This is a genomic window from Bacillus songklensis (assembly GCF_042649685.1).
Classification (GTDB): Bacteria; Bacillota; Bacilli; order Bacillales; family Bacillaceae_H; genus Bacillus_BA; species Bacillus_BA songklensis.
In genome coordinates, this window is record NZ_JBHRZT010000052.1 from 482,675 (window position 1) to 497,774 (window position 15,100).

Below are 15,100 nucleotides of genomic sequence, written 5' to 3' on the forward strand. Positions count from 1 at the left end.
AGGACTAATCAATGGATAAAAAACTCCCTTCATTGACAACGGAATCCCGCAATGAGCGAACAATGCATATAGACACTGCAGATACGATGGAAATCTTGAGAATCATGAACGAAGAAGATCAAAAAATTGCTTTGGCTGTTCAACAAGTACTTCCAGATGTTGAAGTTGCGGTTAAGTTTGCTTATGAGTCATTAAAAAAAGGGGGGCGCGTCATCTATATTGGTGCTGGTACAAGCGGGAGGCTGGGAGTGTTAGATGCAGTTGAATGCCCGCCCACCTTTAGTACACCTTCCCACATGGTTCAGGGTATTATGGCTGGAGGGGAGAAAGCATTTGTCAAAGCAGTTGAGGGGGCTGAAGATAAAGAAGAGCTTGGCGAGCAAGACTTAAAAGCTATTCATCTCACGGCAGATGATACGGTTATCGGGATAGCGGCAAGCGGCCGTACACCGTATGTAATAGGTGCACTTAAATATGCACGCAGCGTTGGATCCAAAGCCGTAGCGTTATCTTGCAATGAAAACTCGCTGATTAGCCAGGTTGCAGACCACAGCATTGAAGTTGTTGTCGGACCGGAAGTATTGACAGGATCAACAAGACTAAAAGCAGCAACCGCACATAAAATGATTTTAAATATGATTTCAACAACGTCAATGGTTCATCTCGGAAAGGTATATGAGAATTTAATGGTGGATGTACATGTGAGCAATCATAAATTAAAGGAACGCGCCATTAACATCATTCATAAAGTTACGGGTGTTTCATATGAAACAGCAAAAGAAGCATTAGAAACAGCAAATAATGAAGTCAAAACAGCCATCGTGATGCTCGGAACAGAGCAAGATTATGAAGCATCTACAGCACTTCTGCAGCAGGCACATGGTTATGTAAGAAAAGCAATTGAGCTCAGTAAGAAGTAAAGGGGAATAAGGATGGCAACAAAGCAGTATGGAGAAACGATTGATGATATTGATAAAACTCGAGAAGCCATACAATTTTTAAAGGAAAGCAAGTAATTGAGAAGTTTGTTTGCCGGTCCTCATAGTCCTGACTTCATATAAAATCTTCTAACAGCGCTCACTCTCACTGGGTTGTTAATCTTATGAATATTTGAAAACGCTGCCAAAAACGGTTTCTATAAGTCATAGAGGGGGAGTTTACATGTATGGGGAAAATCGTATTTTAGCAGAGAAGATATTAGAGCAGCTTGGCGGACCTCAAAACGTTGCATCTTATACTAACTGTATGACTCGGCTTCGGGTAACTCCGAAAGATGCAACGATTGTTGATAGGGAGGCAATTAAAAAGATTGATGGAGTATTAGGGCTTGTCGAGGAAGAGACGATGCAGATCATCTTGGGACCTGGCAAGGTAAATAAGGTAACAGAGGAGTTCGGCCAGTTAATAGAAGCATCTGAAGGTATATGTTTAGAGGAACGTGCCGCACAGAAAAAATCAGAGTTGAAACAAAAAAATGCAACTCCATTTAAGATGTTTTTGCGTCGAATTGCGAGTATTTTTATTCCGCTTATTCCAGCTCTTGTTGCATCAGGATTGATTACAGGTATTACAAAGGCGGTTATTCAGGCGGGATGGATGCCGGTGAACTCGCAAATTGCTACTATCTTATCCGTTATCGGAGGAGGGGTGTTTGCCTACCTTGGAGTACTAGTCGGGGTAAATGCAGCAAAGGAGTTTGGCGGTTCTCCGGCATTAGGCGGTCTGGCTGGTATTTTGGTCATCAATCCGGCTGTGGCCGACATCAAGCTTTTTGGCGAAGCGTTATTGCCGGGGCGGGGCGGTTTAATTGGCGTTTTATTTTCGGCTATTTTCATAGCATTGGTTGAAAAGCGTGTGCGTCGTTTTGTTCCTCAGTTGCTTGATATTATCATTACACCAACTATTACTCTATTAATTACAGGTATCGTCACCTACGTCGTATTTATGCCGATCGGCGGATTGATTTCAGGTGGAATTACAAAAGGGCTGCTTGCTGTTTTAGACATCGGAGGCATTTTTGCAGGCTTTGTGCTGGGGGCAACCTTCTTGCCGCTTGTTGTAACTGGACTGCATCAAGGTTTGACACCGGTGCATCTTGAGCTCATTAACTCAATTGGCGATGATCCGCTTCTTCCCATTTTAGCGATGGGTGGTGCGGGCCAAGTTGGTGCTGCATTTGCTATTTATATGAAAACGAAAAAAGTACGCTTAAAAAGGGCAATTGGCGGTGCGCTTCCTTCTGGAATGCTTGGCATCGGTGAACCGTTAATTTTCGGCGTTACATTGCCGCTTGGCCGGCCATTTTTAACGGCGTGTCTTGGAGCGGGAATTGGCGGTGCGTTTCAGGCCTATTTTAAGATCGCGACAATCGCGGTGGGTGTTTCCGGATTGCCATTGACCTTCCTTGTTCATGCCCATCAAATTCTTTTATATTTGCTCGGCTTGTTCGTTGCGTATGCGGCTGGGTTTGCCTTTACGTACTTATTCGGATTTAAAGATGAAATGGCAGGGGAGGAACCCCTTGATGTACAGATAAAATGGGAGGAAAATGAAACGAATAAAATGATGAACAACAGTCAGATTGAACCAAAGTTCATAGAGAATGATATACGTACTTTTAAAGCTTATGAGCGGCAAGGAACCCTTTACTTTACTAACTTCGAGGTGAAAAGCGCAGAATTATACATAAATGGTAAAGACGTATCGATTCCGCGGCTATTCCACCAACATCACAGGAACCCAATTAAGGTCAATATCGGACATTTCACGGTAAATGGCAAAAATACAATCGAGGTCCGAAACATCCAACCAAAAGGAGCATCATTGGAGATTATGATTCCATATCCAACCTTATTAAAAGCACACACACCAGAAGAAGCTGGATTTTCCTCAGAAAAACTTCATAAAGTAGATGAACTCATTGAGACCGATATCAAAAGTGGATTCCCAGGAGCAGCTCTCGTCATTGTGAAAGACGGGAAAGTTGTCAAAAATACGGCCTACGGCTATGCCAAAAAATATGATGGGTTGGATCTATTAAATAATCCAGAAAAAGTAAAAAGACATACGATGTTTGATCTTGCTTCAAACACAAAAATGTATGCAACAAATTATGCCCTGCAAAAGCTTGTCAGTGAAGGAAAGATCAATTTAAATGCCCGGGTACAGCAGTATGTCCCTGAATTTAAAGATGAGCCAACAGACGAGATTAAAGGAAAGGACATGATGCGCATTATCGACATCCTGCATCATAGTGCAGGCTTTCCGGCTGATCCGCAACATCACAATCCTGCCGTAGCCGGTAAGCTTTACTCGCAGGAACGTGAAAAGACACTGGCAATGCTGGCGAAAACCCCACTTCAGTATAAACCGGGTACAAAGAATATATACAGCGATGTAGATTACATGCTGTTAGGTTATATCGTTGAAAAAGTAACCGGACAGAAGCTTGACGATTATGTTGAAAATAATATATACAAACCATTAGGCCTTAACCATACAATGTACAATCCTCTTCAAAAAGGTTTTAAAACAAAGGATTTTGCTGCAACCGAGTTAATGGGAAATACTCGCGATGGAGTGATAAATTTTCCGAATATCCGATCATACACATTGCAAGGGGAAGTGCACGATGAAAAAGCCTTTTATTCCATGGGCGGGGTTTCAGGACATGCGGGTCTTTTCTCTGACACAGACGATGTAGCTTTATTATTGCAAGTGATGTTAAACGGAGGCGGATACGGGGAAGAGAAAATATTCGATCAGCCAACAATTAATGCTTTCATCAGGCCGTCCGAAACAAATCCAACATACGGGCTTGGCTGGAGAAGAAATGGAAACAGCAGCATGACATGGATGTTTGGTCCTCACGCAAGCGAGACAGCTGTTGGACATACAGGCTGGACAGGTACAGTGACGATTATTGACTTCGAACAAAATTTAGGTATTGCTTTGCTGACCAATAAAAAGCATTCCCCGGTTGTAGATCCAATAAATGCTCCTAATACCTTTGCCGGAGATTCGTTCAATACTGGAAAATACAGCAGTGTTGTGACCCGCATTTATGAAGCCTTATTATTGAGTCTTACCACAGGGCAAGCCTCTGCAGAAGAATCAACGGTTCCGACAGTTGAACAAATAGTGGATGATATGACCCTAGAAGAAAAAGTGGGACAAATGCTGATGCTGGATTTCCGCAATTGGAAAAAACAAGCAGAGGTAAAAGCAACAGGATTTACAGAGATGAAACAGAAAGATAACGCTCAATGAGGTTCAAAAAGATTACTTAATTGATTTTATTTTTTATTATGGACATCCATCTGGAAGGAGGCTTTTCAACAGACCACGTTCCTTCATCATCACCACCAAATCAAGAAAATGCAGGTACCATCTTACCCCTAACAAGATGATTTCTGGTTGGTCATTTTTTAGCTTAAATAAATGTCCATTGGCTATATTTGATACACTGGAATGGTAAAAAATTCAGGAATTATTACAAGTAAGAAAATGAAAGTGAAGTGGATAAGGATTTTAAATTAATTTTTTTGAAAATCTATATAATTGATAATATTTTAATTATATAAATCGACATTGAAATCCGACATGGCAAAAAGCATTCATGTCAGATTTTTACCTTTTCAGCCTGTTTAAGGTGCAAAGACGGACTAAAATGCCAAAGCTGATGTTAAAAAAGAAAATAGATTTATATAAGTGAAATCAATTGTGAATTAAAGGTAAATAAATTGCCATTTGGCAGGAGGAAGAGGAATTGTGTACGGTTTGCCACTAAATTTGATAATCTAATTAAAGGAGCTGACCAATTTGAATTTATATAAGATGTTTTCATTTGCGGCAGAGCGCTTTCCTAATCAAAAGGCACTGATACAAGGAGACAGACAATACACCTACTCTCAGCTCGCTGAGGAAGTCAACCAAGTCGCTTTTTCCCTTCAAAAGTTGGGAGTGAAGGCACACGACAGGGTTATGGTTCTTTTGAAAAACCGGATTGAAATGGTCGTGATGTTCTGGGCCGTTCAACGAGTAGGTGCAGTTTTTTCACCAATCAATTTACGCTTATCGGCCGAGGATATTCAGTATTGCGTGAATGATCTGGAAGCAAAATTGATTGTATTTGAAGAAGCTGGAAAACACTTGGTGATGAAGCAAAAATTTAATGAGCGCCCGCTTTTAATTGGTCTGGAAGAGGGAACTGGTGATATTAGCTACGCAGAACTGTTGAAGTCGGGAACCGCTGAAGTGGAACCCTGCCCTATTTTGGATGATGATCTGGCCGTCATTTTGTATACGTCGGGTACTACGGGCAAGCCAAAAGGTGTACCGCGCACTCATAGAAATGAATACGCTTCATCCATGGCTCACATCATACAGTATCGTTATCAACTACTTGATCGAACACTTGGTATTCCCGCATTATCCCATACGATTGGGTTGCGTTCCCTGCTAACGATGACATTCCTCAACGGAGCTTATATTGCTCTGCCCGATTTTGATTCTGATGAATGGTTAAAGGCCATGGCTAAGGAAAACATCAGTTGCCTATTTTTGACGCCGACCATGTATCATGATCTTGTTTCACATCCAAATGTAAAACAGATTGACTTTTCAGCGCTCCATTCCATTGTTTATTCTGGGGCACCGATGTCGGAGGAATTGATTCAAAAATGCGATGAGGTCCTGAAACCTCAATATTTTTATAATCACTACGGTAGCACGGAAATCTATACTTTTACCTTCTGTTCAGATGTGAGAAAGAAGCCGGGCTGTGTAGGGAAACCTGGAATCCATCAGCGCATCAGCCTGCTTGAGCCGAGTCGGAAGCGAAATAACCTGTCGACTTCCATCCCGGTGAAAGGTGAAATCGGGGAAATTATTGTAGAAATGAACTCGGCGGAAGCTTTTAGAGGCTATTGGAATTGTCCGGAGGCTACTAAAAAAGCAATCAAACAAGGATGGTATTTCACAGGGGATGCTGGCTTTATCGATGACGACGGCGACCTTTATGTTATCGGACGTGTGGACGATATGATTCTTTCCGGCGGAGAAAACATCTATCCTCAGGAAGTAGAAAAAGTTCTTGCTGAGCATCCGCTTGTTTGTGAAGCGGTAGTTGTCGGCGAAGACGATAAGCGATGGGGGCAGATTGTGACTGCCTTTATAGTTCCAGAAAGCAAGGGGTTGACGCCTCAGATGCTTGATTATTTTTGCAAAGCTCACAAACGATTGCCGAATTACAAGCGGCCGAGAAAGTATGTGTTCATTTCAGATGTTCCAAGAAATTCAGCCGGCAAGGTTTTACGTCGTGATTTGCGTGAAGGAAATTATACGGAACTGACATCATGTTAACTTTTTTATTATAATAGAAAAATGTTGAAAGTTGTTAGAAAGGAGGGTTCTCTTGGATGACATTTTGATCGTGGATGACGATGTTGAAAACCGCCAAGTGATGCGTTCTATCTTAAAAGACAGCCCTTATCAGAATTTTTCTATATGGGAAGCGGACACAGCCGAGAAGGGGTTGACTTTGCTTAAAAACAAACAACCTGTTGTTTTGCTGACCGATCTGTCACTACCTGATATGGATGGCATCGAGTTCGGGAAAAAAGCGTTACAAAGCCATCCGAACACCCATGTGGTTGTGGTGACGCATTTGCAAATGTTTCAAACGGTACAAGCTAGCATTAATGCGGGCTTTTCGGCTTACTTGTTAAAGCCCATCGTAAAAAGTGAGCTAATCCAAACCTTTAAACGGCTGATTACTGCGCAGCAACTTCACCAAACTGCACCCATCTTGAAAAATCAGAAGGGGTCATCGGAGAAAGCATTGGAAGCGGACCTCGGAAATCCAATTGAAACTGCGATGAACTATATCAAATTAAAATATCATGAACCAATCACGCTAAAGGAAGTAGCAAATTTTGTATACTTGAGTCCTTCACATTTCAGTCGAATGTTTAAGGAAGAAACGGGAGTGACCTTTGTAGAGTTTCTGGCAGATTATCGGCTGGAAAAATCAAAAAATTTGCTGAAGATGACGTCGCTGCCAATAGAAGTGATTGCCAGCCATACCGGCTTTTCCAGTGCAGCCTATTTTTCAACGACCTTTAAACGCAAGGAAGGGCAGACCCCCAGCGAATACAGAAGCATGCTTTCTAACCTTACCAAATGGCCGGATCGTGGATGAGCGAACGGCTATTTTTTTTGAAAAATCTGGTTACCAGAAGATTTGAATGAAAAATCTGAAAATGAAAGCAAAAAAACAAAAGGAAAGAGCGGAAGATTTTGAAATTATAGATATCTTTTTCTCCTTATAATGAAATTAATCCGCGGTCGTGAAGCCGTGGAATCCAATGACATATGATTTTGTGTGTGATCTTAAGGGCATGGTACCGTAAGATATTTTTCACTCGAATTTTGTAAGCGTTTTTATTTTAAAAACAACAGAGATGGGGGAATAACAACGATGATGCATATTCAAAAAGGAATGGTGATTGGCGCGGGTCAGATGGGAAGCGGTATCGCCCATGTGTTAGCACAATCCGGTATTCAGGTTGTGTTAAATGATATAAAAGAAGAATTTGTCCAAAAAGGAATCGAGAGAATTGCCAAGCAGCTTAGCCGCGATGTGGAAAAAGGACGTAAAACAGAAGCGGAAAAAACAGAGATCCTTTCACGAATTCAAGTTTCCGTTGATTTGGCCGATGCGAAAGATGTTCAATTGGTGATTGAAGCGGCGACTGAAAATAAAGAAATTAAGCTTGAGGTTTTTCGCCAAATAGATCAAATAGCGCCGAAAGAAGCGATTTTGGCCACCAATACATCGTCATTGTCAATTACGGAGCTGGCGGCAGTGACAGGAAGACCGGAAAAGTTCATCGGCATGCATTTCTTTAATCCTGTTCCAGTGATGAAGCTTGTGGAAGTTATCCGCGGTCTGTCATCATCTGACGAAACGTTCCAAGTTATTGTAGATTTGGCCAAAAAAATGAATAAGGTTCCGGTGGATGTGAAAGACTTCCCTGGTTTTGCGGCGAACCGTATTCTCATTCCGATGATCAATGAAGCTATTTATTGCGTTTATGAGGGTATAGCTTCCCCGAAAGACATCGATGAGGTCATGAAACTTGGTGCCAATCATCCAATGGGACCGCTCACCCTTGCTGATTATATTGGCCTCGATGTGTGCCTGGCGGTGATGGAAGTACTTTATGAAGGGTACGGCGATTCTAAATACCGTCCATGCCCATTGCTGAAAAAATACGTAAAGGCCGGCTGGTTGGGCCTAAAAACAGGACGCGGGTTCTACGAGTACAATTAAAGGAGGATTCCATGAGTAAATTCGAGCATCTCATTTATACCGTTGAAGATTATGTAGCTATCATTACGATTAATCGACCGAAGTATTTAAACGCGCTCAATTCACAATTGTTAAAGGAACTATCCGATTTGGCAGATCATATTGGGAGCGACACATCAATACGCGCTGTTATCCTGACCGGTGCAGGTGAAAAGGCATTTGTCGCGGGAGCGGATATCAGTGAAATGAAACATAAAAATGTCCTAGAAGGTCGTGAATTCTCACACTTCGGCAATGAAGTTTTTTCAAAATTAGAAAATTTGCCGCAGCCGATTATTGCCGCCGTTAATGGATTTGCGCTTGGAGGTGGCTGCGAGTTGGCAATGGCATGTGACTTTCGTATTGCAAGTACGCGGGCCAAGTTTGGCCAGCCAGAAGTCAAATTGGGTATAATGGCGGGCTTCGGCGGGTCCCAACGGCTGCCACGTATTGTCGGTCCAGGGATAGCGAAAGAATTGCTGTTTACAGGGGAGCTAATTACAGCAGAGAGAGCGCGCGAAATAGGCCTTGTCAACCATGTGGTTGAACCAACCGAGTTATTAACAAAAGCGAAAGAAATCGCTAATAACATTGCGGCCAATTCACCGCTTGGGGTTCAATTCAGTAAAAAAGCGGTGAATGAGGGAATCGGTCTGGATCTTGAACGTGCCCTGTCCTTAGAAGCGGAGATGTTTGGAACGCTTTTTGCGACCGAAGATCAAAAAGCAGGGATGTCCGCATTTCTTGAAAAGCGGACATGTATCTTTCAAGGAAAGTAACGGTAGTCTATCAATTAAGAAGGTGAGCAAGACATAACTGTAGTAGTTGAGGTCTTGTAATCTTACAATCTTATCTATTTTTATAAACAGGGAAGAGGAGGAAAAACAATGAGCTTTTATACAGAATATCAAACAAAGTGTCTTACTGCGGAACAAGCAATCCATTTTATTGAACCAGGGGATGACATTATTGCTCCCGTTTCCCCCGGTGGACCTCCGGCATTGCTGAATGCGCTATCGGGTCATACAAAACTGGCTGGAAATCGAATTTATCAAATGCTTCCTTTCCATCCGGCTTTCGACATTGGACAAGAACGAATTAGGCAAGTCTCCATATTTCTGAGCGGTCAAGACCGTCCGGGCTTTCAGCAAGGAACCATCGATTTGCTTCCCAACCATTTTTCTGACATTCCGTCCTTACTGTTGCAGGCGACAACAAATCGCGTGATTATGGCAACGGTTTCAACAATGGATGAAAACGGGTATTTTTCGCTGGGAACAAGCCTATCCTACGTCGGCCCCTTGATCGACAAAGCGAAAACGATTATTCTGGAAGTGAACGAAAACATGCCGCGTACATTCGGTGAGCAGAACCAAATCCACATTAGTCAGGTGACGGCGCTAATTGAGAACCACGTCAATATTCCGGTGATGCCGAATCCAAAATTAAATGAAAAGGACTATAAGATTGGACAAACGATTGCTGATATTATCAAAAACGGTGATACCCTGCAAATCGGTTTTGGTTCGATGCCGAACGCGGTGATGGAATTTCTGGAGAATCATCGCGACCTCGGCGTCTATACGGAAATGCTTCCCGATAAAATTGTAGATTTATATGAATCAGGAGCCATTACGAACCAAAACAAGACGCTTTACAAAGGAAAAACCACTGCTACCTTTGCGCTGGGAACGCAACGATTGTATGATTTTATTCACGAAAATGAAGACATTCTCATGCTCCCGTGCGACGTATGCAACGATGTACGAAATATTGCACAAATTGATAACCTTGTATCCGTGAATTCTACCGTTGAGGTCGACTTCATTGGCCAGTGTAACTCAGAAACCATCAACGGAAAATATTATTCTTCATCGGGCGGCCAAGGGGACTTCACTAAGGGTGTGCGGTTAACGAAGAGTGGACGCGGAATTATTTGCCTGTATTCCACGGCGAAGAATGACACGATTTCCAAAATCGTTCCACAGCTGCCGCAGGGTGCGGTGGTTACCACATCCAAAAATGATGTCGATATTATCGTAACCGAGTACGGAAAAGCCGAACTAAAAGGCAAAACCATTCAGGAACGCACCGAAGCTCTGATTAACATCGCCCATCCGAAATTTAGAGAACAGCTTGTCTTTGACGCAACCAAAATGGGCTTCCTCCCGCAAAAGAATTTCTACGTTACAACTTAAATCGAATTTGCTCTTAAAGATGGGCAGGATGGATCGAAAACTTGGGGAGCGGATGCGCCTGAATTGAGCGACGATGACCGGGTTATTTATATAGCTGATGAAGCTAACCTAAATAATTGTAGAGGGGCTATTTTAATGAGAGAACGATTTAAAGCATTAATCGTAGATAAAACCGAAAGTGAATTTTTGGTTGACATCAAGAATATTTCTTTAAATGATTTACCTCATGGCGAGGTTTTAATTAAAGTTTCTTATTCTAGTATTAACTACAAAGATGGTTTAGCAAGTATTCCTAATGGTAAAATTGTAAAATCTTATCCCTTTATACCTGGAATTGATTTAGCGGGAGTGGTGGTTTCTTCTCAAGATCCTCGCTTCCATGAAGGTGATGAAGTAATTGCAACAAGTTATGAAATAGGTGTTTCTCATTATGGCGGTTATAGTGAATATGCTCGAATTCCTGCAGATTGGATTGTTCCTTTACCAGAAAATTTAACATTAAAAGAAGCTATGGCATTAGGAACAGCAGGATTTACAGCAGCATTATCAATTCAGAGATTGGAAGATAATGGATTATCACCCGATAAAGGTAAGGTTCTTGTAACAGGGGCTACTGGAGGAGTAGGAAGTTTAGCTGTTTCTATGCTATCAAAACGAGGGTATCATGTTGTCGCAAGCACTGGAAAAGCATCGGAGCACGATTATTTACACAAGCTCGGTGCAAAAGACATCATCTCCAGGGAAGATGTTTATAGTGGAAAAATTAGACCATTAGATAAACAACAATGGGCAGGTGCGATTGATCCCGTTGGAGGAGATACGCTTGCTTCCATTTTAAGTAAAATAGATTATAATGGGTCTGTTGCCGTGAGTGGATTAACCGGTGGAACAGACGTACCGACCACGGTGTTTCCATTTATTCTTCGTGGTATCAATTTACTTGGCATTGATTCTGTTTATTGCCCGATGGAACTACGAAAAGAGCTTTGGAATCGCATGGCAACAGACCTAAAACCGGGTAACATTTTAGATTCTATTCAAAAAGAAATTACACTTGAAGAATTACCTGAAAACTTACCTGCTATCTTAAAAGGGCAAGCACGCGGTAGAATAATTGTACACATTTGAATGAAAAATACAACTAAAGGCTGCTAATGGTTTTGCAGCCTTTGCCTTTTATAAGCACTTCCGATGCACCAATCTTCCCCGAAGTTGATAAAAATAAGGGGCAACCGCCTCCAAATACTTCATATCATCCTACTATTTTCCTATCCCCTAATATTTGCATCAGAACCGAAGAGGAGCATCACCAAGGAAAGTAGAATTATATTATTACTGCCATTATTTCAATCTATGAGGGCCGACAGGAAGGTGGAGAACAAATTAGTGAAAATAATCATTGCTAACGGCAATAAAGAAGAACGTCAACAGCTTCTTCAAGTAATAAGAGAAGAAACGAAAATATGCGATGTCGAGGAAACAGAAGCAGGAATAGACACGATTAAACTTGTGAAAGCATTTCAGCCCGATCTGCTGATTATCGATGGGCAATTACCAGATGTGTGCGGGTTGGAAACAGTTGAATTGATTCGGTCATTTGACAGAAAATTGAAGGTGATCATAACAAGCAGTGAGCTGGAGCACGCTGTTGCTGCGTTTCGGTTGAAGTCTTTTTATTTTCTATTAAAGCCTCTTTGCTGGCAGGAGCTTTCTGCCGTATTGACCAGATTTCAAAAAGAGCAAACGAACAAATGGGTACGTAAGCTGCACATTGAATGTAAAGATTCTATTATATATATCAATCCTGCAGATATTCGATATATTGTGAAGAATAAAGAAGATAAAATGGTTTCCATTTATACAGCGGATCACTGTTATACTTCATCTTACACATTGCAATACTTGGAAGAGAAACTGAATACTTATTTGTTTGTACGTGTCCATAAAAGTTATTTGGTTAATCTGAGATATATAACGGAACTAAAAACATTTTACAATGGCACGTACAACCTTTATGTAGAGGGCTGTCAAAACGAGCCGATTCCTGTCAGCCGAAATTATGTAAAGCGCTTACGTCATTGTCTGGAAATCTGACATGTTGTCCTAGTAATTAAGCATGTTAGGGTCTAAAATGTTCATCATGGGATTTTGTTAACAAAAAATTCAGAAAATTAAGTACAATTACCCCTAAGAAACATCATTAAGGGGGAATACAGATGAAAGCGTTGAAATCCATTTTGATTTGGGGAGTGATTTCAGCTCTGGGTGCTGTCTGTTTTGCCGTACTGGCGTTGAACAGAGGAGAAACCATTAACGCCATTTGGCTGTTGACGGCGGCTGTCTGCGTCTATGCGGTTGCGTATCGTTTTTACAGCAAATTCATTGCCCAAAAAGTCTTTCAATTAGATGACCAACGTCAAACACCTGCTGAAACTTACAATGACGGAAAAGACTATGTTCCCACAAACAAATGGGTGTTGTTCGGTCACCATTTCGCCGCTATCGCTGGGGCAGGGCCGCTTGTAGGACCGATTCTAGCAGCTCAGATGGGCTATTTACCGGGGACGATCTGGATTGTGGTTGGAGTTGTATTGGCTGGTGCAGTTCAAGATTTCATTATTTTATTCGGATCGATGCGCCGAAAAGGTAAGTCACTTGGAGAAATCATTAAGGAAGAAATCGGACCTGTTACAGGGCTTATCTCAATGGTTGGCATTTTGGGCATTATGATTATTTTATTAGCCGTTTTGGCACTCGTAGTTGTGAAAGCGCTTGTAGGAAGTCCTTGGGGAATGTTTACTATCGCAGCAACCATTCCGATTGCTGTATTCATGGGAATTTATATGCGTTATATTCGTCCTGGGCGAGTGGGGGAAGGATCTGCCATTGGAGTCATCTTATTGCTTCTTTCCATCATGGGCGGACAATATGTGGCAGAAAATCCTGCATTGGCAAGCATGTTTACCTTTAAAGGGGAAGCGATTGCCATCATGATGATTGTATACGGGTTTATTGCTTCGGTATTACCTGTCTGGCTGCTTTTAGCGCCTCGTGATTACTTAAGTACCTTCTTAAAAGTTGGAACGATTGTAGGGCTCGCTTTAGGAATCTTAGTCGTTGCACCGAACCTGGAAATGCCGGCTGTAACACAGTTTGTAGACGGAACAGGTCCTGTATTTGCAGGAAACTTATTTCCATTCTTATTTATCACCATTGCCTGCGGTTCTGTGTCTGGTTTCCACGCGCTTGTGTCCTCGGGCACAACACCGAAAATGATCGAGCGGGAAACGCATGCGCGTCCAATTGGGTACGGAGCAATGCTCACGGAATCATTTGTAGCCGTTATGGCAATGATTGCAGCATGCGTACTTACACCGGGTACGTACTTTGCGATCAACAGTCCTCCTGCAATAATCGGCCAAGATGCGGTGCAAGCCGCCCAGGTGATTTCCGGCTGGGGATTTACCGTTTCTCCTGATGATCTGACGCAGCTCGCAGATCATGTCGGTGAAGAAACCATTTTATCCCGTACAGGAGGGGCACCAACTCTAGCGATTGGGATGGCGTTCATTTTCGCAAAAGTAATCGGAGGGAAAGCCCTCATGGCTTTCTGGTATCATTTTGCCATTCTGTTTGAAGCGCTGTTTATCTTAACGACCATTGATGCTGGAACACGTGTAGGGCGCTTCATGATTCAGGACATCTTGGGCCATGTATACAAGCCGTTAGGAAAAACGGAGTCCCTTTCTGCCAACATGATTGCTACAGCTCTATGTGTTCTCAGCTGGGGTTACTTCTTGTATCAAGGAGTTATCGATCCGCTTGGAGGCATCAACACATTATGGCCGCTGTTTGGTATCGCCAACCAGATGCTGGCGGGAATTGCGTTATTGCTTGGTACGACCATTTTGTTCAAAATGGGGAAGAAGGCGTACGTATGGGTTACGCTCGTCCCAACAACTTGGATTTTAATTGTTACGATGACGGCAGGATGGCAAAAGCTATTTCATGAAAATCCGAAAATTGGCTTTTTAGCCCATGCGAACGTATTTAAAGGAGCATTGGATGAAGGAAAAGTGCTTGCTCCTGCTGCCAATAAAGAGCAAATGAAGCAAATCATCATGAATGACTATGTTGACGCAGCTCTTTGTGGAATTTTTATGTTAGTGGTAGTGGCGGTTTTAATATCAGCCACCCGTATTTGGATTAAAGTCATCAAAAATGAAGACGTGAAGCTTCATGAGGCTCCTTATATCCCTCGTAATGAAGGAGAGTTCAAACATTATGCTTAAAACGATTTCCAGTATCATGAAATATCGCAAGCAATTCATCAGTTTGCTTGTTGGTGTACCGAGCTATGAGAAGTACGTAGAGCATATGAAATCTCACCATCCGCAAGAACCGATTAAATCGAGGCAAGCATTCTTTTGTGAAGCGCAAGAAGCGCGTTTTAACGCAAAAGGAGGAAAAGTATCCCGCTGTTGCTAATATAAATCCACATAAATAATTTAACATGAGCGTTTTTTGCTCATGTTAAATTATTTACGCA

General features: G+C 42.1%; 10 protein-coding genes and 3 pseudogenes. 12 read left to right on the forward strand and 1 reads right to left on the reverse strand.

Features of this window, described 5'->3' with window-relative positions:
* Positions 1–11: 11 nt before the first annotated feature.
* From murQ to pbp4b, 3 genes and pseudogenes are all read left to right on the forward strand, one after another.
* Positions 12–920 carry an N-acetylmuramic acid 6-phosphate etherase gene (gene murQ, locus ACFOU2_RS13715; protein WP_377916040.1) on the forward strand — a complete coding sequence of 303 codons (909 nt, stop codon included), beginning with the start codon at positions 12–14 and terminating at the stop codon, positions 918–920.
* 241 nt (positions 921–1,161) lie between these two features.
* Positions 1,162–2,514, forward strand: a pseudogene (locus tag ACFOU2_RS13720) (PTS transporter subunit EIIC); the annotation flags it as partial.
* A 318-nt stretch (positions 2,515–2,832) separates the two neighbouring features.
* Positions 2,833–4,074: pseudogene (gene pbp4b, locus ACFOU2_RS13725) on the forward strand (penicillin binding protein PBP4B); the annotation flags it as partial.
* 264 nt (positions 4,075–4,338) lie between these two features.
* On the opposite strand, the pseudogene ACFOU2_RS13730 reads toward pbp4b, so the two are convergent.
* Positions 4,339–4,455, reverse strand: a pseudogene (locus ACFOU2_RS13730) (IS6 family transposase); the annotation flags it as partial.
* A 366-nt stretch (positions 4,456–4,821) separates the two neighbouring features.
* Here ACFOU2_RS13730 and ACFOU2_RS13735 point away from each other — a divergent pair.
* The 9 genes from ACFOU2_RS13735 (at position 4,822) to ACFOU2_RS13775 (ending at position 15,039) form a co-directional block, all read left to right on the forward strand.
* A complete protein-coding gene (locus ACFOU2_RS13735; protein WP_377916042.1) occupies positions 4,822–6,363 on the forward strand; it encodes a class I adenylate-forming enzyme family protein in 1,542 nt (513 codons plus the stop codon).
* A gap of 52 nt (positions 6,364–6,415) precedes the next feature.
* Complete coding sequence (locus tag ACFOU2_RS13740; protein ID WP_377916044.1) at positions 6,416–7,201, forward strand: helix-turn-helix domain-containing protein; 786 nt, start codon at positions 6,416–6,418, stop codon at positions 7,199–7,201.
* Positions 7,202–7,483: 282 nt separating this feature from the next.
* Complete coding sequence (locus tag ACFOU2_RS13745) at positions 7,484–8,335, forward strand: 3-hydroxybutyryl-CoA dehydrogenase (RefSeq protein WP_377916402.1); 852 nt, start codon at positions 7,484–7,486, stop codon at positions 8,333–8,335.
* Positions 8,336–8,346: 11 nt separating this feature from the next.
* Complete coding sequence (locus tag ACFOU2_RS13750; RefSeq protein WP_377916046.1) at positions 8,347–9,132, forward strand: enoyl-CoA hydratase-related protein; 786 nt, start codon at positions 8,347–8,349, stop codon at positions 9,130–9,132.
* A gap of 108 nt (positions 9,133–9,240) precedes the next feature.
* The gene (locus tag ACFOU2_RS13755; RefSeq protein ID WP_377916048.1) at positions 9,241–10,551 is read left to right on the forward strand and encodes an acetyl-CoA hydrolase/transferase family protein; all 1,311 of its coding nucleotides are present in this window, start codon (positions 9,241–9,243) and stop codon (positions 10,549–10,551) included.
* Between the two features lie 135 nt (positions 10,552–10,686).
* Positions 10,687–11,679 (forward strand): NADPH:quinone oxidoreductase family protein, encoded by a 993-nt coding sequence (locus ACFOU2_RS13760; RefSeq protein WP_377916403.1) that lies wholly within the window; start codon positions 10,687–10,689, stop codon positions 11,677–11,679.
* Positions 11,680–11,937: 258 nt separating this feature from the next.
* Positions 11,938–12,645 carry a LytR/AlgR family response regulator transcription factor gene (locus tag ACFOU2_RS13765; protein WP_377916050.1) on the forward strand — a complete coding sequence of 236 codons (708 nt, stop codon included), beginning with the start codon at positions 11,938–11,940 and terminating at the stop codon, positions 12,643–12,645.
* A 122-nt stretch (positions 12,646–12,767) separates the two neighbouring features.
* Entirely contained in the window at positions 12,768–14,843 is a 2,076-nt protein-coding gene (locus tag ACFOU2_RS13770; RefSeq protein ID WP_377916052.1) for a carbon starvation CstA family protein, read from the forward strand.
* On the forward strand, positions 14,836–15,039 hold the full coding sequence (locus ACFOU2_RS13775) for a YbdD/YjiX family protein (protein WP_377916054.1): 204 nt from the start codon (positions 14,836–14,838) through the stop codon (positions 15,037–15,039). Before ACFOU2_RS13770 ends, ACFOU2_RS13775 begins: the two co-directional genes overlap by 8 nt.
* Positions 15,040–15,100 lie beyond the last annotated feature (61 nt).